This window comes from Salirhabdus euzebyi, from assembly GCF_014207435.1.
In the GTDB taxonomy this organism is placed as follows: domain Bacteria; phylum Bacillota; class Bacilli; order Bacillales; family Alkalibacillaceae; genus Salirhabdus; species Salirhabdus euzebyi.
The window spans coordinates 62246-79261 of record NZ_JACHGH010000015.1; the positions used below are offsets into that span (position 1 = coordinate 62246).

General features: G+C 39.9%; 22 protein-coding genes, 1 riboswitch and 2 other annotated features. Of the genes, 14 read left to right on the forward strand and 8 right to left on the reverse strand.

Translation table 11 applies throughout. The features are described from left to right. Position 1: 1 nt before the first annotated feature. The 7 genes from HNQ94_RS17745 to HNQ94_RS17775 form a co-directional block, all read right to left on the reverse strand. A complete protein-coding gene (locus HNQ94_RS17745) occupies positions 2-907 on the reverse strand; it encodes a pilus assembly protein TadG-related protein (RefSeq protein WP_174497583.1) in 906 nt (301 codons plus the stop codon). 12 nt (positions 908-919) lie between these two features. Beyond that, on the reverse strand, positions 920-1303 hold the full coding sequence (locus tag HNQ94_RS17750; RefSeq protein ID WP_174497584.1) for a TadE/TadG family type IV pilus assembly protein: 384 nt from the start codon (positions 1301-1303) through the stop codon (positions 920-922). Beyond that, on the reverse strand, positions 1303-1818 hold the full coding sequence (locus tag HNQ94_RS17755) for an A24 family peptidase (protein ID WP_174497585.1): 516 nt from the start codon (positions 1816-1818) through the stop codon (positions 1303-1305). The genes HNQ94_RS17750 and HNQ94_RS17755 overlap by 1 nt, the downstream gene beginning before the upstream one ends. A gap of 155 nt (positions 1819-1973) precedes the next feature. Beyond that, the gene (locus HNQ94_RS17760) at positions 1974-2180 is read right to left on the reverse strand and encodes a Flp family type IVb pilin (RefSeq protein ID WP_174497586.1); all 207 of its coding nucleotides are present in this window, start codon (positions 2178-2180) and stop codon (positions 1974-1976) included. A gap of 17 nt (positions 2181-2197) precedes the next feature. After that, positions 2198-2368, reverse strand: coding sequence for a Flp family type IVb pilin (locus HNQ94_RS17765; RefSeq protein WP_174497587.1), 171 nt, complete (start codon positions 2366-2368; stop codon positions 2198-2200). A gap of 4 nt (positions 2369-2372) precedes the next feature. Beyond that, entirely contained in the window at positions 2373-2573 is a 201-nt protein-coding gene (locus HNQ94_RS17770) for a Flp family type IVb pilin (RefSeq protein ID WP_221452616.1), read from the reverse strand. 16 nt (positions 2574-2589) lie between these two features. Next, entirely contained in the window at positions 2590-2937 is a 348-nt protein-coding gene (locus HNQ94_RS17775) for a DUF192 domain-containing protein (RefSeq protein ID WP_174497589.1), read from the reverse strand. A 225-nt stretch (positions 2938-3162) separates the two neighbouring features. Further along, positions 3163-3254: riboswitch (cyclic di-GMP riboswitch) on the reverse strand. A 301-nt stretch (positions 3255-3555) separates the two neighbouring features. Beyond that, positions 3556-3805: a binding site (T-box leader), on the forward strand. A 115-nt stretch (positions 3806-3920) separates the two neighbouring features. Then, positions 3921-4172, forward strand: a binding site (T-box leader). A 100-nt stretch (positions 4173-4272) separates the two neighbouring features. On the opposite strand from HNQ94_RS17775, the gene trpE reads away from it, so the two are divergent. The 13 genes from trpE (at position 4273) to perR (ending at position 15092) form a co-directional block, all read left to right on the forward strand. Next, positions 4273-5670, forward strand: a complete 1398-nt coding sequence (trpE, locus tag HNQ94_RS17780; protein ID WP_174497590.1) for an anthranilate synthase component I — start codon at positions 4273-4275, stop codon at positions 5668-5670. Beyond that, positions 5667-6284, forward strand: a complete 618-nt coding sequence (locus HNQ94_RS17785) for an anthranilate synthase component II (RefSeq protein WP_174497591.1) — start codon at positions 5667-5669, stop codon at positions 6282-6284. The genes trpE and HNQ94_RS17785 overlap by 4 nt, the downstream gene beginning before the upstream one ends. Then, positions 6253-7281, forward strand: a complete 1029-nt coding sequence (gene trpD, locus HNQ94_RS17790) for an anthranilate phosphoribosyltransferase (RefSeq protein ID WP_174497592.1) — start codon at positions 6253-6255, stop codon at positions 7279-7281. The genes HNQ94_RS17785 and trpD overlap by 32 nt, the downstream gene beginning before the upstream one ends. Then, positions 7278-8060: an indole-3-glycerol phosphate synthase TrpC gene (trpC, locus tag HNQ94_RS17795; RefSeq protein ID WP_174497593.1), complete on the forward strand. Its 783-nt coding sequence runs from the start codon at positions 7278-7280 to the stop codon at positions 8058-8060. The genes trpD and trpC overlap by 4 nt, the downstream gene beginning before the upstream one ends. Beyond that, complete coding sequence (locus HNQ94_RS17800) at positions 8057-8677, forward strand: phosphoribosylanthranilate isomerase (protein WP_174497594.1); 621 nt, start codon at positions 8057-8059, stop codon at positions 8675-8677. Before trpC ends, HNQ94_RS17800 begins: the two co-directional genes overlap by 4 nt. A 2-nt stretch (positions 8678-8679) precedes the next feature. After that, positions 8680-9885 carry a tryptophan synthase subunit beta gene (trpB, locus tag HNQ94_RS17805; RefSeq protein ID WP_174497595.1) on the forward strand — a complete coding sequence of 402 codons (1206 nt, stop codon included), beginning with the start codon at positions 8680-8682 and terminating at the stop codon, positions 9883-9885. Beyond that, positions 9878-10654, forward strand: a complete 777-nt coding sequence (gene trpA / locus HNQ94_RS17810; RefSeq protein ID WP_174497596.1) for a tryptophan synthase subunit alpha — start codon at positions 9878-9880, stop codon at positions 10652-10654. The genes trpB and trpA overlap by 8 nt, the downstream gene beginning before the upstream one ends. 112 nt (positions 10655-10766) lie before the next feature. After that, positions 10767-11252 (forward strand): potassium channel family protein, encoded by a 486-nt coding sequence (locus HNQ94_RS17815; RefSeq protein ID WP_174497597.1) that lies wholly within the window; start codon positions 10767-10769, stop codon positions 11250-11252. A gap of 13 nt (positions 11253-11265) precedes the next feature. Beyond that, on the forward strand, positions 11266-12096 hold the full coding sequence (locus HNQ94_RS17820; RefSeq protein WP_311771638.1) for a class I SAM-dependent methyltransferase: 831 nt from the start codon (positions 11266-11268) through the stop codon (positions 12094-12096). Positions 12097-12121: 25 nt separating this feature from the next. Further along, positions 12122-12586 (forward strand): thioredoxin-dependent thiol peroxidase, encoded by a 465-nt coding sequence (bcp, locus tag HNQ94_RS17825; protein ID WP_174497598.1) that lies wholly within the window; start codon positions 12122-12124, stop codon positions 12584-12586. A 362-nt stretch (positions 12587-12948) separates the two neighbouring features. Continuing rightward, positions 12949-13899, forward strand: coding sequence for a D-2-hydroxyacid dehydrogenase (locus tag HNQ94_RS17830; RefSeq protein ID WP_174497599.1), 951 nt, complete (start codon positions 12949-12951; stop codon positions 13897-13899). Positions 13900-13901: 2 nt separating this feature from the next. Continuing rightward, the gene (locus HNQ94_RS17835) at positions 13902-14456 is read left to right on the forward strand and encodes a cob(I)yrinic acid a,c-diamide adenosyltransferase (protein ID WP_174497600.1); all 555 of its coding nucleotides are present in this window, start codon (positions 13902-13904) and stop codon (positions 14454-14456) included. Between the two features lie 198 nt (positions 14457-14654). Next, positions 14655-15092, forward strand: coding sequence for a peroxide-responsive transcriptional repressor PerR (gene perR, locus HNQ94_RS17840; RefSeq protein WP_174497601.1), 438 nt, complete (start codon positions 14655-14657; stop codon positions 15090-15092). 101 nt (positions 15093-15193) lie between these two features. On the opposite strand, the gene HNQ94_RS17845 is transcribed toward perR, so the two are convergent. Continuing rightward, positions 15194-15562 (reverse strand): YgzB family protein, encoded by a 369-nt coding sequence (locus HNQ94_RS17845; protein ID WP_174497602.1) that lies wholly within the window; start codon positions 15560-15562, stop codon positions 15194-15196. Positions 15563-15688: 126 nt separating this feature from the next. Between HNQ94_RS17845 and HNQ94_RS17850 the strand changes: the two genes are divergently transcribed. Continuing rightward, a complete protein-coding gene (locus HNQ94_RS17850) occupies positions 15689-16555 on the forward strand; it encodes a nucleotidyltransferase-like protein (protein WP_174497603.1) in 867 nt (288 codons plus the stop codon). Positions 16556-17016: the final 461 nt, after the last annotated feature.

Below are 17016 nucleotides of genomic sequence, written 5' to 3' on the forward strand. Positions count from 1 at the left end.
CCTACTCCAATAGTCTTATGCTGAATGCCCCTCTGTTATCTGCGTGTTCATCTATCTTTCCAGGGCCTGCTTTTTTAATAAACATCCCGTGAACGGACGTTTCTTTCCCGGAGGTTGGCTCTGTAATGTAGAAGTACGCAAAGCCAGTAATTTTCACTTGTTTTATTTGATTGCTTTGTACATTGTAGGGTTCATAGACAGGAACCAAAATGATTCTCGAACAATTTTTATCTATCGCCTGCTCCATGGAATAAGGGCAGTTGTTAATACGTTCATTTATGGCCTCTCTTGTTTTTCCTGCAACGTTCCCTGTTTCGGTATCAATAACATTACCAATTTGGATTTCATGCTGATAGCCATTAATAAAATTGTCATAATACGTTGCTGCCCCAGGTCCTCCCAGTGCCAATATCCCAAACCAACCTGTATCACTCCCGGTAGTGTCAGTCTTTAGCTCATATTCTTTGTAGTATTCTAAATTGAAGGAACGATCGATTCCGAGTGGAACAGCGCCAGTAGCAGCACCCATCGTACCTAGTCCAGCTGTCGCATCAACTGTTACAGTAGAGGAATCATTTCCAATCAATCCAGAAAAGGAGAGGGGAACCTGTTTTTCCAAGTCCACTTTAACTCTTAGCTGACCGAAAGATACTTGCTCTAAGCTAGGTAGCTCTTCATGATGATATAACGTTTCTTTTACTATGGTTGTAGTCGCTGCCTCACTAGTTAGTAATTTTTGTGCACCAGATAATGCAGATGCATTGGCTGTCTTTTGCAGGTGGCTTTGGGTCATGTATAATTTCCCGCCATCAATGACTAAGCCAGTAGCAGCTAAAAGAGCAGTTAATGCTAGAGAAACGAGGATCATCGCGTTTCCTTCATCTTTTTTAAAAAATCTTTTAATCAAATAGATTCCCCCTTACTCAACCCGTATCGTTGAATCCGTCTTTATCATGACAGGTGAAGGCAGAATAGATGATAGAAAAGGGGTATGAAGTTCAACTGGGTACGTTAAGTGTACCGTTACGTATTCACCGGAATCCCGTTCCGTATCAGAAGGGCTAATCGATACAGTAAGGTTATCCGGATCCCCGATATGAATGTAGTTTTGAGCGAAAGTTGTCATTTCTTCATCCGTACTCCCTAATCCCCCTAGCCGCACCGTTTCTTGGGTGGCCATATGTAAATGCGAATAGGAATATAGCACTCTACCGAAATCTATAATCCCGACTAATAGTAATAGAATGATAGGGAGGAGGAGGGCAAACTCTACTAAAGATTGTCCTTTTTCATCTTTTCTCATTAGATCACCCAGCCTTTAGAGAGAAAAGCTACACAAGCCCCACCAGCAATGGAAACACCATAAGGATAAGTCTTTTTCAATGATTCCTTTGTTACAGCTAGAGGGATTTTAATTCCATGCCTGATTCCGACTACTGTAAAGAAAATAGATTTCAATCGTTGAATAGGCCCTTTATGGAAAAGAATGATGCCTAGTGCGATAATTCCACCGAATAGGGCCATATAAATAGCAGTCGTTACGACAAAACTAACACCTTTAAAAGCACCGATTACAGCGAGCAGCTTCACATCTCCTGCTCCCATACCTCCCATTAAATAGGGGATAAGCAAGATCCCAAGTCCGACTAACAAACCTGTTATGGAAAACAACAAGCCATCTAATCCATTCGTGATGACATGAAACGTTATAGCAAACAGAAGACTTGGAAAAAGCACTTTATTGTAAATTTTTCTGGATTTCACATCTGTTATGACACAAATAATAAGAACAAACAGTAACATGACATTCAAAACCATTATGATCACCTAATTTCAAGGTTAATTTTAGGTAAGAGAAAGCCCCTTATCTTATAAGAAGATAAGGGGCTTATCTTTAAATCTGACCCCTAACGAGTCACACTATATAAAATTATTTAAGAGGGAGGTCTTAAAATTTTACTTTTTTATCCAACTTATGGAGTAGTGGTAGTTGTTGTCGTTCCGCCAGTATCACGGTTTGTAATATTACCAACAACATCGTTAAACATTGCAACGATCTCATCACGTAGTAATGCTAGAACTGCAACGATACCTACAGCGATAACACCTAAAACTAATCCATATTCTGTCATCCCTTGCCCTTGTTCTTCTTTCAGTAGACCTTTTAATTTGTTCATCATAAATATCTCTCCTTGTTTTATAAAGTTTTTCTTGCTTCAAAGACACCTAAAAAACTTTCGTAAATTCCTAAAATTGCTTCGACCACTCTACCTGGAATGGCAACGACGATCACTACAGCGATGACAGCTAATATTAATCCGTACTCCGTCATCCCTTGTCCATCTTGATCAAGCAAAAAAGTTTTCATTGCCTTAACCTGCTGTAGTGGTATCCGTTCCACCAGTATCACGGTTTGTAATATTACCAACAACATCGTTAAACATCGTAATAATTTCATCACGTAATAATGCTAGTACAGCTACGATCCCAACAGCGATAACACCTAAAACTAATCCGTACTCTGTCATCCCTTGACCTTGTTCTTCCTTAAGTAAACCTTTTAATTTGTTCATCACGGTTACTCACTCCTTATTCATTTTTAAAAGATATTTTATGCCCTATTTCTATGTTTGACTTCTCAATCGTTCCGGCAGGTAGCTCAAGCACCGACTTAACATGTCGATATTTTTTCCCTACTTTTCCTGGTGGAAATGTTTGATCGAAAGCTACTACTTCATTCCATTCATTGATGTACAATACATCGATAGGGTAGTTCATAAAGAAAGAGTGAATCGATTGGCAGGGTTTAATATGAAGCGCACAACCTGTTCCAAACTCTTTGGTAAACATAAGTCCTTTTAATCTTTTAAAAAATGAGTGCGCTTGCCAAACTTCATCTGCCAAAACATGGTTCGTATTCAGGTTGAGTAGCTTCATTCGTTTTCCTGTTCACCTCCGTTTTTAAAAATTTAACCGTCTTCCTAAGAAGTCCGAGTTTTCTTATACTACCTGTTCCGTTTCCGAGGGTTTGATAGTATAAAAAAAACCCCACCTTTACCGAAAGGGGGATTACCTTAGAACAAAAACTGAAATTAGTAGGTTGAGGTTCGTGTTGGTGAATGCTTAAACAACTAATGACATATTTTTGAACACCCTGTATCTTTCGGTAACTGGCTGGCTTAGTGTAAAAAACTTACACCTTAGCCCCTGTAGCTTTGCGTCACTGACTTTCATCAGCTTTGCCTTTGTCGAGATTCAGCTTATTTGCTTGTCCGTCTGATCTCTTACATACACTATACATGCATTTACGACAAAATTTAATCCAACAAATTACATGTTTTTACCAAAAAATTCCCTAGTTATATAGTTTTATATAAACTTCGACACAATTACTATTTAACTAGGCATTTTTTTGATAATTATGACAATTGGGTATTTAGACCTAGTTTATGGGGTCAGACCCCCACCGCTTTAAAGCGGTAAAAACATTTTTATTGACAAAACTCCTTTGCCCCACTATCATAATAAACAACTTGAAATTATCGTAAAATTGAATAAATGGCGTTGACGAAGAAGAGTAGTTTTCATAAAAGCTTCAGAGAGCTGGTGGTCGGTGCGAACCAGTGTGGATATGAAAAGGAATGGCCTTCTGAGCCCCAAACCGAATTCCTTAGATAGTAGGCTTTGGCGAATGTCTCATCGATACAAGAGAAGAAGTATTAAAGCATTTATTGCGTAGATACTGAGAAAGTGAATTGCAAATGGCAATTAATAAAGGTGGTACCACGGGTTCCTCGTCCTTTGGATGAGGGGCCCTTTTGTATTTTCGGCTGTATGTGAAGTGTATGAATGCGGAAATGGTTTTCACGTTCATGAACATTACCAACCTTGCATACATATAACAGAACTAAAACTACATATAAAAATTGATGAGTAAGAGGAGTAGGTAGATCATCATCTTTACAGAGAGTTAAGCAATGGTGAGAGCTTAATAAGATGAGTTTTGCTGAATGGACTTACGAGAGGCTTCTTGAACTGGTAGTAGGGAAGCACGGAATTCCACCGTTATAAGGATAGAGTATCGGACTGTTGAAAGATCCCGTACTTGAAAAAGAGGGAATAAGATTTCTTATTCCAACGTGAGGTGGCACCGCGGATCATCCGTCCTCCAAGCACACAATAACTGTGGGCTTGGGGGATTTTTTATTAGGTTGCGCTTTACCACTTCACAGCGACGGGGGACTGACCCCATAGATGAGGAGGAAAGAAGAGATGAGTCAAGATGAGTTGATTAAGGTAAGGGTAAGGGAAATAGAAGGGGATACGTTAACCCCAATTTCTATTTTCCATCGGTTATCAGGCCGAAAGAAGTTTTTATTAGAAAGTTCACTAAAGCATGAAAAGAGTGGGCGATATTCCTTCATTGGAAGTGATCCTTATAAAGAGGTGAAGGGATTTGGAGCGGAAACGGAAATCTATCATTTCCATCCGGAAAAGAAAGAGGTGTCACCTCATCATATTATTGCTGTGATGCAGGAGCAGCTCAGAAAAGTGTCAGATGAACTTCCTTTTCCTTTTTACGGAGGAGGAGTTGGATATATTGGCTATGATGTCATTCGTCAGTTTGAAAAAATCGGACTGACGCCGGAAGATGATTTAAAGATGCCAGATGGTCACCTGATGTTTTATAAAAAGGTAGTTATCATGGATCATCAAACACAAAAAATTCATGTTGTCATTCTCCATGCTTCCGGAAGCTATACAGATGAGGAAATTGAACAACAACTAAATGAAACAGAAAAGCAGCTTACAACCCCATCTAACCACGAATTCCATGTGGAAAATGTAAAAACAGGGACCTTTACTTCGAACATGACGAAAGAGGAATATAAGGAAAAAGTGGAGCTAGCAAAAGAGCACATAAAGAAAGGGGATATTTTTCAAGTCGTTCTCTCTCAACGGCTGCAAGCAAATTTTGAAGGGAATCCTTTTTCATTTTATCGAGAGCTCAGACGAACCAATCCATCGCCGTACATGTTTTATGTAGACTTTGAGGATTACATCGTACTCGGTGCATCACCAGAAAGTTTAATTTCGGTAAAAGGGAAGGAAGTTTTAACGAATCCGATTGCTGGAACGAGAAAAAGAGGGGCAACAAAAGCGGAGGACCTCGCGCTCGAACAGGATTTGTTATCTGATGAAAAGGAACTAGCAGAGCACCGGATGTTAGTCGATCTAGGACGAAATGATCTGGGCAGAGTGTGTGAAATTGGTTCAATTGAATTAACAAAATATATGAAAATCGAGCGTTACAAGCATGTGATGCACATCGTATCTGAAGTGAAGGGGACGTTAAACAGTTCGGTAAACGGTGTAGAGGCATTAGCTGCCTGTTTACCAGCAGGGACAGTTTCCGGAGCCCCAAAAATAAGAGCGATGCAAATCATTAACGATTTCGAAAAAACGAAACGAGGAGTCTACTCGGGAGCGGTAGGCTACATTAACATAAATGGGGATTACGATTTTGCCCTTGCAATTCGCACGATGGTTATTAAAAATGGCACAGCATATGTGCAGGCAGGTGCTGGAGTTGTGCTAGATTCCGTTCCACAAAATGAATTTGAGGAAACAATCAATAAAGCGAAGGCACTTTTGGAGGTGAAAGCATGATATTACTCATCGATAACTACGATTCCTTTACGTATAACCTGTATCAATATTTAGGTGAATTAGGCGCAGACGTGGAAGTAAGGCGAAATGATGAAATAACAGTGGAGGCAATTAACATCCTTAATCCTGAAGCAATCGTGCTTTCACCAGGACCTGGTCATCCAAAAGACGCTGGCATTTGTATAGAAGTAGTCCAATCCCTTTATAAGGAAATACCGATTTTAGGCATTTGCTTAGGCCACCAAGCGATTGGAGAAGCCTTCAGCGCCACAGTTTCACAAGCGCAGGTGATTAAACACGGTAAAACGTCAAACGTACAACATAAAGGAAAAGGCCTATTCGAATATTTAAGCATTTCATTAGAGGTCATGCGTTACCATTCGTTAATTATTGAAAAAGTGACATTACCAAATGAATTTGAAGTAACAGCAACCTCGATGGATGATAAAGAAATAATGGCGATACAGCATCGGAAATATCCACTTTTCGGCTTACAGTTTCATCCCGAATCAATCGGAACAGGGGATGGAAAAGCTATGTTGAAAAACTTTTTAACGATCGTGCGAAAGGAGCAAGTGAAAAATGAAAACCTTTCTTCAGAAGTTAGCAAATAAAGAAAACTTAACCCAAATGGAAATGATAGAAGCTTCCGAACACTTATTTCATGAATCAATTACGGATAGTGAAATTGCTGCCTTTTTAATGGGGCTAAAAGCAAAAGGGGAAACGCCAGAGGAGATTGCTAGTTTAGTAAGTGTGTTAAGGGAGCATGCCCTGCCGTTTACAAAGGTATTTCCTGGAATCACGGATAACTGCGGTACAGGAGGAGACCAGTCGCAAAGCTTTAACATTAGTACGACGTCTGCTTTTGTTTTAGCTGGTGCAGGAATTAAAGTAGCGAAACACGGAAACAGAAGCGTCTCTAGTAAAACAGGTAGTGCCGATGTATTGGAGCAGCTCGGTGTTTCTCTTGATTTTACAATTGATGAAGTGGAGCAATTACTAGAGGAAAATGGCATTGCCTTTTTGTTTGCCCCACATGTTCATCCGAACATAAAACGAATTATGTTGGTTAGAAGGGCATTAAAAATCCCTACTATCTTTAACTTGATTGGGCCACTAACGAATCCGATGGAGTTAGAAACACAGTTACTCGGAATCTACCAACGAGACGGCTTGGAAATGATGGCTGCAGCCCTAAACCAACTAGGTAGAAAAAGAGCGATTGTCATCAATGGAGCCGGATACATGGATGAAGCATCACTAGCAGGAGAAAATCACGCTGTTTTACTAGTCGATGGAGAGATTGTACCGTTTACGATTGTCCCAGAGGAAGTCGAGCTAAACAGATATCCACTAGAAGCAATTAAAGGTGGATCGGCAGAGGAAAATGCCCAAATTCTGCTAGATGTATTAAATGGGGTAAAGGGTCCTTATTTAGACACCGTCTTATTAAATGCAGGTCTTGGCATTTTTGCCCATGGAAAAGCTGTCTCGATTCAAGACGGAATCAAATTAGCGAGAGAAAGCATTGCATCAGGAGCGGCACTCGAAAAATTAAATCATTTAATTACTTTTAGCCAAAAACGAAGTGGGGTCCGAGAGGCATGACAATATTAGATAAAATTTTAGCGGAAAAAGAGAAGGAAGTAGAAAAGCTGAAAAAAGATGGATTTGAGCAAGGATCGACATTCCCGAAACGCTCCTTGTACGATTCTTTCACAAAAAGTGACCGCCTTAATGTGATTGCGGAAATTAAAAGAGCCTCCCCATCTAAGGGGGACATTCATATAACAGTAGATCCAGTGGAACAGGCAAAGATTTATGAAAATGCAGGAGCTGGTGCGATTTCCATATTGACGGATACACCATTTTTCAAAGGAACGATGGAAGATCTAAGACGGGTAAGAGAAGTAGTGGACGTTCCGATTTTGTGTAAGGACTTTATTATCGATCCGATCCAAATTGATCGGGCGAAAGCGAATGGCGCAGACGTCATTTTGCTGATTGCAGCTGCTTTACCAACCGACCGTTTAGATGCCCTATACCACTACGCTACCTCTAAAAACCTAGAAGTACTATTAGAGGTGCATGATCAAGAGGAGCTAGACATAGCGAAAAAAATCGGTGCGAACATAATTGGCATTAACAACCGAAACTTAAAAACGTTTGAAGTAGATCTAGGCATTACGGAAAAATTAGCGAAAACCGTATCGTTAGAAAATACGCTACTCATTAGTGAAAGTGGATTTAAAAATGAACAGGATGCAGCAAGAGTAATCGCAGCAGGAGCTAAAGGTATTTTAGTAGGCGAGACGTTAATGAAATCTACTAGTATAGCCCAGGCAATAAGTGCCTTCCGTCTCCCTTTAGGAGTGAACAATCCATGAAGGTGAAAATTTGCGGCATACAGGATGAGGAAACAGCTAAAGTGGTAGTAGAATCGGGAGCAGAATTTATCGGATTTGTTTTTGCAAAGAGCAAAAGGAAGGTTTCCATTGAGCAAGCCAAAGCGATAGCAACTACCATTCCGACTACAGTAAAAAAGGTTGCTGTATGTGTGAATCCGACGATGGAGGAAATCGAAACGATCATGAACGAGGTTGGGGTAGACTACATCCAGCTACACGGGGACGAAACACCAGCATTTTGCCGGCAAATTCCTATCCCGGTTATCAAAGCCTTTCCTATTAAAGAGCAACAAGATATTCAAAAAGTTGCTGAATATGAAGCAGACTACTTTTTATTCGATAGCCCAGGAGGGAAATATCGGGGTGGAAGTGGCATGACCTTTGATTGGGAAATGCTACGTGACGTGAACATCCCTCGTGAGAAAGTGATCGTTGCTGGGGGACTGCACCCATCAAATGTGAAAGCGGCGATACAAGAAGTGAATCCAGCCATTGTTGATGTATCGAGTGGAGTCGAAACAGATGGGAAAAAAGACGCCAAAAAAATTAAGCAATTCATAGAGTCAGCTAAACAATTTACGCAAAAGGAGCGATAAAGATGACGACATATCAACAGCCAGATGAAAGAGGCCAATACGGACCGTACGGCGGCAGATATATTCCAGAAACATTAATGCAGGCCGCGATTGAACTAGAGGAAGCGTATGAAGATGCCCAAAAGGACGAAGAGTTTCATAGACAATTAAACTACTATTTAAAGCAATATATCGGGAGAGAAAACCCACTCTATTATGCGGAAAACTTAACGAAGCAACTAAAAGGTCCAAAAATCTATTTAAAAAGAGAAGACCTCAACCATACAGGTGCCCATAAAATTAACAATACGATCGGGCAGGCGCTGTTAGCGGTTCGAATGGGGAAACAAAAAATTGTTGCTGAAACAGGAGCGGGACAGCACGGGGTGGCAACAGCTACTGTATGTGCTCTATTAAATCTTGAATGTGTCATTTTTATGGGGCAAGAAGACATACGCCGCCAAAAGCTAAACGTATTCCGGATGGAGCTGCTCGGTGCTAAAGTGGTCGGTGTAGAACAAGGAAGTGCCACGCTGAAGGATGCGGTAAATGAGGCGTTACGCTACTGGGTGACAAATGTAGACGATACACATTATATAATTGGATCCGTATTAGGACCCCATCCATTTCCAAAAATCGTCCGTGACTTTCAAAGTGTGATTGGAAAGGAAACGAAGGAGCAATTTTTCAAGGAAGAAAATCGATTACCTGATGCAGTCGTAGCCTGTATCGGCGGTGGTAGTAATGCGATGGGCATGTTTTATCCATTTGTCAAAGACGAAGAAGTGAAGCTTTTTGGCGTAGAAGCTGCAGGAAGTGGACTTGATACAGACAAACATGCCGCATCGTTAACGAAAGGATCCGTCGGTGTGTTACATGGATCGATGATGTATTTGTTGCAGGATGAAAATGGCCAAATTCAAGAAGCTCACTCCATTTCGGCTGGCTTGGACTATCCAGGCGTCGGACCTGAACATAGCTATTTGAAGGATGTAGGAAGAGTAACGTATACATCTATTACGGATGATGAAGCGTTGGAAGGATTTAAACTACTCTGTCAAACGGAGGGTATCATTCCAGCACTAGAAAGCTCCCACGCTATTGCCTATGCCGCAAAACTTGCAAAAGAAATGTCCCCTCAGGAATCAATTGTTATCTGTTTGTCTGGTCGGGGAGACAAAGATGTGGAAACGATTAAAGCGGCGCTAGGGGGTAATGGCAATGAGTAAGCAACGATTGGATGCTGCTTTTCAGCGAGTGGCAGAAGCGGGAGAAAAGGCATTTGTTCCTTATATAATGGCAGGGGACGGAGGCTTGGACACGTTAAAAGAAAAAATCCTCTTTTTACAGGAAGCGGGCGTAACCGCCATTGAACTTGGCATTCCATTTTCCGACCCAGTGGCAGACGGACCAACGATTCAAGAAGCAGGAAAAAGAGCGCTCGCTAAAGGGACGTCCCTTAAAGGCGTATTACAATATTTAACGGAAATAAAAGGGGACTTTTCTGTTCCTATCCTATTAATGACCTACATTAATCCAGTATTTAAGTACGGGTTAGAAAACTTTGTAGAGGATGCCCAGCAGGCTGGGGTTAGTGGGATGATCATTCCGGATTTACCAATTGAACAGTCCGACTTAATCGCTCCTTTAATGAAGAAAAAAGATATCGCGCTCATTCAATTAGCGACGTTAACGAGTCCAGAAGAGCGTCTGAAAAAAATTGCGAGCGAGTCAGAAGGATTTTTATATGCCGTTACGGTAAACGGAATTACAGGTGCGCGGTCAAAAGTGAACGAAAATTTAGATATGTATTTAAAGCGAATTAAGCAATATAGTAAAACCCCTGTCCTTGCTGGATTTGGCATATCCACACCAGAGCAAGTAAAGGAAATTGGCTCCACTTGTGATGGGGTTATTGTTGGGAGCAAAATCATCAGTTTATGGGATGCGGGAGAGTTGGAAGCAATAAAAGCGCTGGTTCAGGCAGCGAAGGAGTAACTATTTATGGGGACAGACCCCCGTCACGTTAAAGGATTAACGTAACGGGGGTCTGTCCCCTTTTTGCGCATGTTCCACCTTGTCCATGCATACATTCAACTAGGTGATGAAAATGGTCGTATGGGTTTCTTCTATATTAATATTTTATTTAATGGGCATTAGTATTTACACGTATTTTCGCCGGAAAGACTACATTCGAGGGAAATTTTCCTTTGAACATTTTTACATACTCGTTACCCTTTACTTTATCGTCATGCTAGGTTTTGGCCTTTTTTACTTCGTTTTGTCCCAAACAGGGATCACATTATTAGATGAGGGATATTTAAAAGATGTGTCTCAGCTGGAGCGGTTAGGGCATGCGGTCTATTTTAGTGGAGTGACGTTAATGACAGTCGGATACGGAGATATTACCCCTATCGGAATTGGGAAATTTATTGCACTAGTAGAGGCGATGCTAGGTTACCTTCTACCAGCGGCATTTTTTGTCCAAGTTATGTTTGACTCGAGAGTGAACAGAGACTCTCCTTATCGAAACGAAAAAGAGGCTCCAAAAGTAGAGCAACGACTGAAATCCCGCCGGGGCGGTTTTCATAAATGACAGGTGGTAAAAGTTGGATTATAATGAAGGTGAATTTTTACAGATGACTGGAGGAGCCTTCATGCCAATTAACTTTCATGATGAAAAAAACCGCTTTACGTATGCTAGTCGAGACGCGGACCAAACGTGGATGAGAAAGATAGATTCCATAGTAGATGTAACGAATAAAAAGGTAGTAGATATTGGTTGTGGTGGAGGTATTTATACGAAGACGCTAATCGAGATGGGGGCGGCTCACGTAACGGGACTAGACTTTTCCGAGCAAAGCCTAGCTGGTGCCCGTGTCTATTGTGAAGGTCTTTCAAACGTAGAATTTGTGAAAGGCAACGCACTACAAACGAATCTTACATCCAATCAATATGATGTCGTCTTAGAAAGGGCCGTAACCCATCATATCGATGATTTAGTAGCCAACTTCCAAGAAATTAACCGTATATTAAAGGAAGATGGTGTATGTATTATTCAAGACCGTACACCAGAGGATTGCTTCTTGCCGGGAAGTGACACGCATATCCGCGGATTCTTTTTTGACCAATTTCCACGGTTAAAAGAAAAAGAACAAAACAGACGCCATACAAGTGAAACTGTAAAAGATGCCTTTTCAGAAGCTGGCTTTGCTCATGTAGAAGAACACAAGCTGTGGGAAACGAGAAAAATATACAATACGATAGAAGAACTTTCTCAAGATCTACTGGCACGAACAGGTAGATCCCTTTTGCATGAATTAACCGATGAAGAACTACAACAACTAACGGCACATATCGAAAATTCGATAAACGTTGCTCCAAATGATAAAATAAATGAACAAGACCGTTGGACCATATGGATAGCTAAAAAGTATTAGCACCAAAAAAGAAGGAGAGATGAACATGGTTGAAATTGGACAAACAGTACCTGATTTTGAATTAGCAGCAAGTAATGGCGAAAAAGTGAAGCTGTCAGATTTTCAAGGGAAAAATGTCGTTGTCTATTTTTACCCGAAGGACATGACACCAGGCTGCACGACAGAAGCCTGTGATTTCCGTGATCAACATGAAAGCTTTGCCGAATTAGATGCCGTTATTCTCGGGGTTAGCCCAGACCCAGTAGAAAGCCACAAAAAATTTATCGACAAACACGACCTGCCTTTTTTACTGCTTGCGGATGACGATCACCAAGTGGCAGAAGCATTTGGCGTATGGAAACTAAAGAAAAACTTCGGTAAAGAGTATATGGGTATTGAGCGCTCTACCTTTGTTATCGATAAAGAAGGTAAATTAGCGAAAGCATGGCACAAAGTGAAAGTAAAAGGCCATGTGGAAGAAGCATTAAACTTTATTAAAGAAGAGCTTTAATCGTGAATCCTTGGAGCAGTTGGCTCCAGGGATTTTTTCTTGTTCACAGGAATAGAGGATTTGTTGTATATTTACACTAAATACACTATTTTTACGGAAATTTGCACAATTATCGAAGAGTTTGCCACAATTCATTAAAAGAGTGCAACAATTAATCCCGTTTTTTACACAATTCCCCCCCAACCAGACCATAGCCAGAGCCCTTTTCACCATTAATATACGCCAAAGCATTCCCAACTATAAGAAGATTTCGTTAATAATTTCAAACCGAACTGCTTATACATGTAAGGAATGCAATTCGATAATAAATGGGGTATGCTAAATAGTAAGAATACTTGTTTAATTGGAGGAATCGATGCACCATGAAAATTGTAACGACTTGCAGAGTAAAACGGACGATTAAAGCGAGCCTTGCGGAAAAATTCCCATCTGTATCCTTGCAATATTGTGCAGACATAGAAGAAGCAGAGAAATATTTACCTGAAGCCGAAGTGTTAATTACATATGGGGAAGATCTGACTGACGAGCATATTGAAATGGCCACGTCCTTAAAATGGATTATGGTAATTTCTGCTGGGATGGATTTGATGCCTTTTCGCAAAATAGAAGAGAAGAACATTTTAGTGACGAACGTAAAAGGAATTCATGCGAGCCCAATGGCGGAATATGCAATTTCCATGCTGTTGCAAGTGAGCAGAAACGCAAAAACATTAATGGAAAATCAAAAAGCACACGTCTGGGACAGAAAAGTACCGATGACAGAAATATCCGAAAAAACGATGATGGTCATTGGATCAGGTGCCATTGGGCAAGAGGTAGCGAGGCTAGCGAAGGCGTTTCGGATGAAAACAATTGGTATTTCTAGAAGCGGTCGAGCAGTCGATTATTTTGATGAGACAGCAACAATCCAAGCATTAATGGATAGAATAGGGGAAGCGGATTTCGTCGTTTCCGTATTACCAAGTACGAAAGAAACAGAGAATCTCTTACAAGAAACGCACTTTAACAACATGAAAGAATCGGCAATCTTCTTAAACATGGGAAGAGGCATTACCGTAGATGAACCAGGAATGATAAGAGCCTTGCAAAATGAAAAATTTGCTCACGCTGTTTTAGATGTTTTTCACCAAGAGCCATTACCTGAAGACAATCCGTTATGGGATATGGAAAATGTGACGATCACACCACATTTATCAGGAATTTCACCACAATACCAGCCAAGAGCTTTTGAAATCTTTGAAGAGAATTTAACAAAATATATACAAGGCGAAAAACCTTTACGTAATGAAGTAGATCCAAAAAGGGGGTATTAATGGTGAGAATCTATACACGTTCTGGTGATAAAGGAAAAACATCGCTAATTTACGGCGAACGAGTGGCAAAAAATGATTCCCGTGTGGAAGCATACGGAACATGTGATGAAGCGAATTCGATGATTGGATTGGCCTTAAGCTACCTAAAGGATGAGAACTGGGATGGAAAAGAGTCATTCATGCAAGTGATGCATAAAGTACAAACGGTTCTATTTCACGTAGGTGCTGAGCTAGCAACTCCATCCGGAAAAGAAGTCATGTGGAAACTTAAAGAAGAACATATTAAAGAACTAGAGCAGCATATTGACACGTGGGATGAAGATTTAGCCCCACTAAAAAACTTCATTTTACCTTCTGGCCATCAAGCTTCTGCTGCCCTGCACGTGGCGAGAACAGTAGCAAGAAGAGCGGAAAGAACAGCGATTTCGATTGAAGATCATGCCAATGAGAATGTGATCGCCTACTTAAATCGATTATCCGATTTCCTTTTTGTGGCAGCAAGATACGTAAATGTGAAGTGTGGTGGACAGGAAACACCTTTAAAGGCAGACGTATAATTGCTTTTTCAGTATACTTTAATTGACAAATATTTATCCTAGACTGTAAACTAATTATAAAGATTATAAAGTAATAATTAAGCTTATACTATTAATGTTACTAATAAGTATCGGATGATTGTAAAGGGACAAAAAGTGAACCTTCACAATGAAGACATTTTTCTATTAAAAACATGGTTGAAAGCGAGGTGCATGGCGATGTCAGATCATCAGCTACATGAGGCACTGGAAATGCTAAGGGAATCTGGCGTTCGTATTACACCACAACGTCATGCAGTGCTTGAATTTCTAATAAAATCGATGACACATCCTACAGCAGACGACATCTACAAAGCACTGGAAGGTAAATTTCCAAACATGAGCGTAGCAACGGTATACAACAATCTACGCGTATTCCGAGAAATCGGTTTAGTGAGAGAGTTGACATACGGTGATTCCTCAAGCCGTTTTGACTGTAATACATCAGAGCATTACCATATTATTTGCAGCTCGTGTGGTAAGATTGTGGACTTTCATTATCCAAGCCTGGAAGAAGTAGAATCCTTAGCGGAACAAGTGACAGGATTTGATGTTAGTCACCACCGAATGGAAGTTTACGGTACATGTGATGGATGCAAAAAGGTTAAACAACATTAAGAAAAAACTTTTGCTGGGTATCTCCTGATTCCCAGCTTTTATTATGGCAGGACGAAAAAACACCCTTGCCCGATTTCTACGGGACAAGGGTGTCTTATTTCTTATTTATTTTCTTGTTTTTGAAATTTTTTAGAATTATACTTCTCGTCAAAATCTTTACCTTCTAAGTTTCTGTCCATTGTTAGTGGTTGATTACAATGCATACAAGCATCAACTCGTCCTAACATTTTCGTTGGCTTATTACACGAAGGACAGGTGACGGATATGGTTTTCGTTGAAAGCATCCCAATCCAAAAGTACACGACCGTGCTAAGCGCAATCAAAAGCGTACCTAACATCATCAACACAACTAAAAGCCATTCGATATCTTTAAAATAAAGTCCTATGTACATTAGTATCATACCAGCAAAAACTAATACTAACGCAAAGGTACGTATTTTGTTTATTTTGTTTGAGTATTTTAGTGCCATGCTTATATCCTCCTTTGCTTCTATAGAAGTATAGCATAATTTTACGATAAACGAGGAGTAGGGAAAAAGGATTTTATGTATATTTTGTAGAAATACTTACATACCTTTAGTTTTGGAGGAATTTAAATGGAAGATTTGTTAAGGCCTATTTACCAGGAAAGAGCAAGCCGTTCCAACACACTAGGGATTATATATGTAGAAAGACAAAAAGAAATCAGTCCAATAACAGATAACTTCGATGGGATTTTATTTATTATTGTACGAAATGCAGATGATCCTTGGTATGTAAAACACTATGAATATGGTAACAAAAGTGCTGCCATGCATATTGTAGATGAGGAATTATTAAACCACTGGATTGATACGAGTGGATATCGAAGAGTGATTGAATGGTTAATTACCGGGAAAATCGTTTTTGATCGTAATGAATATGTTTCGAAGCTAAAAGAAGAACTCGACGTCTTTCCAGAAGAAAAAAGAGAGCTACGAAAGATTATCGAATTCGCAAAACTAATCCGTTCGTATCGTGAGTGCCGAGATTTATATGATACAAAACAATACATGGATGCTTTTAGTCAAATGGTTCGCTCCCTACATTATCTAGCTCGCTTATCCGTTATTGAAAAAGGATTACATCCAGAAGTAACAGTTTGGAAGCAAGTGAAACAAATCGAGCCAGAAGTATATAAGTTATATGAGGAACTAACCCAAAGCAATGAATCAACAGAAAAAAGAGTAGAGCTAATGCTATTGGCTAATGAGTTCGCGATTAATTCAAGAGCGAAACATTGCTCGAAGTATTTATTAGATGTAATGAAAACAAAACCTACATGGTCGATTGGTGATTTAAAAATTCACCCGGCTGTAAAACCGTACGTGCTAGATCTTAGTGCATTGTTGGAATACTTAGTAGAAAGAAATATTATTACGGTAGTAAATGAAGAAACAAAAGGCAAGAACATATTCCACCGTAAATATAAAGTAGAAGAATAGGTGTAACGTTTGAAAAGAATGTTGCATACTGCTTATATAGGAAACAACGTAAACTCCTGTCTTGGGAGTTTATTTTTTTCTCTTTTCATGTTGACTCTTTGATCCTGGGCATGTTATATTATTGTTCGCTGTTAAAAACAGCACAGCAAAACATTCAAAATAAATAACCAATAATTGGTTGTTGAAATGTTGAATGAAATTATGTTATATTAATAAACGTCGCTTCGAGAGAACGACAAAATGATTTAAAAAATGTTGTTGACATCATATCAACAACATGATAAGATATTAAAGTCGCCATTTTGAGTGACGCAAAACTTTCGAACTTTGAAAACTGAACAAAATAACCAGTACGTCAATTCGCTATTTTTAAATAGCAAAGCAACAAAACGAGTTACAAGGATGTCAGCATCCAATATTTATTGGAGAGTTTGATCCTGGCTCAGGACGAACGCTGGCGG

Coding starts and splice junctions, on each gene's coding strand:
- HNQ94_RS17750 (WP_174497584.1), bottom strand. CDS start 1,303: ATGAGAAAAGATGAAAAAGGACAATCTTTAGTAGAGTTTGCCCTCCTC.
- HNQ94_RS17755 (WP_174497585.1), bottom strand. CDS start 1,818: ATGGTTTTGAATGTCATGTTACTGTTTGTTCTTATTATTTGTGTCATA.
- HNQ94_RS17760 (WP_174497586.1), bottom strand. CDS start 2,180: ATGATGAACAAATTAAAAGGTCTACTGAAAGAAGAACAAGGGCAAGGG.
- HNQ94_RS17765 (WP_174497587.1), bottom strand. CDS start 2,368: ATGAAAACTTTTTTGCTTGATCAAGATGGACAAGGGATGACGGAGTAC.
- HNQ94_RS17770 (WP_221452616.1), bottom strand. CDS start 2,573: ATGAACAAATTAAAAGGTTTACTTAAGGAAGAACAAGGTCAAGGGATG.
- HNQ94_RS17775 (WP_174497589.1), bottom strand. CDS start 2,937: ATGAAGCTACTCAACCTGAATACGAACCATGTTTTGGCAGATGAAGTT.
- trpE (WP_174497590.1), top strand. CDS start 4,273: ATGAGTCAAGATGAGTTGATTAAGGTAAGGGTAAGGGAAATAGAAGGG.
- HNQ94_RS17785 (WP_174497591.1), top strand. CDS start 5,667: ATGATATTACTCATCGATAACTACGATTCCTTTACGTATAACCTGTAT.
- trpD (WP_174497592.1), top strand. CDS start 6,253: ATGAAAACCTTTCTTCAGAAGTTAGCAAATAAAGAAAACTTAACCCAA.
- trpC (WP_174497593.1), top strand. CDS start 7,278: ATGACAATATTAGATAAAATTTTAGCGGAAAAAGAGAAGGAAGTAGAA.
- HNQ94_RS17800 (WP_174497594.1), top strand. CDS start 8,057: ATGAAGGTGAAAATTTGCGGCATACAGGATGAGGAAACAGCTAAAGTG.
- trpB (WP_174497595.1), top strand. CDS start 8,680: ATGACGACATATCAACAGCCAGATGAAAGAGGCCAATACGGACCGTAC.
- trpA (WP_174497596.1), top strand. CDS start 9,878: ATGAGTAAGCAACGATTGGATGCTGCTTTTCAGCGAGTGGCAGAAGCG.
- HNQ94_RS17815 (WP_174497597.1), top strand. CDS start 10,767: ATGGTCGTATGGGTTTCTTCTATATTAATATTTTATTTAATGGGCATT.
- bcp (WP_174497598.1), top strand. CDS start 12,122: ATGGTTGAAATTGGACAAACAGTACCTGATTTTGAATTAGCAGCAAGT.
- HNQ94_RS17830 (WP_174497599.1), top strand. CDS start 12,949: ATGAAAATTGTAACGACTTGCAGAGTAAAACGGACGATTAAAGCGAGC.
- perR (WP_174497601.1), top strand. CDS start 14,655: ATGTCAGATCATCAGCTACATGAGGCACTGGAAATGCTAAGGGAATCT.
- HNQ94_RS17845 (WP_174497602.1), bottom strand. CDS start 15,562: ATGGCACTAAAATACTCAAACAAAATAAACAAAATACGTACCTTTGCG.
- HNQ94_RS17850 (WP_174497603.1), top strand. CDS start 15,689: ATGGAAGATTTGTTAAGGCCTATTTACCAGGAAAGAGCAAGCCGTTCC.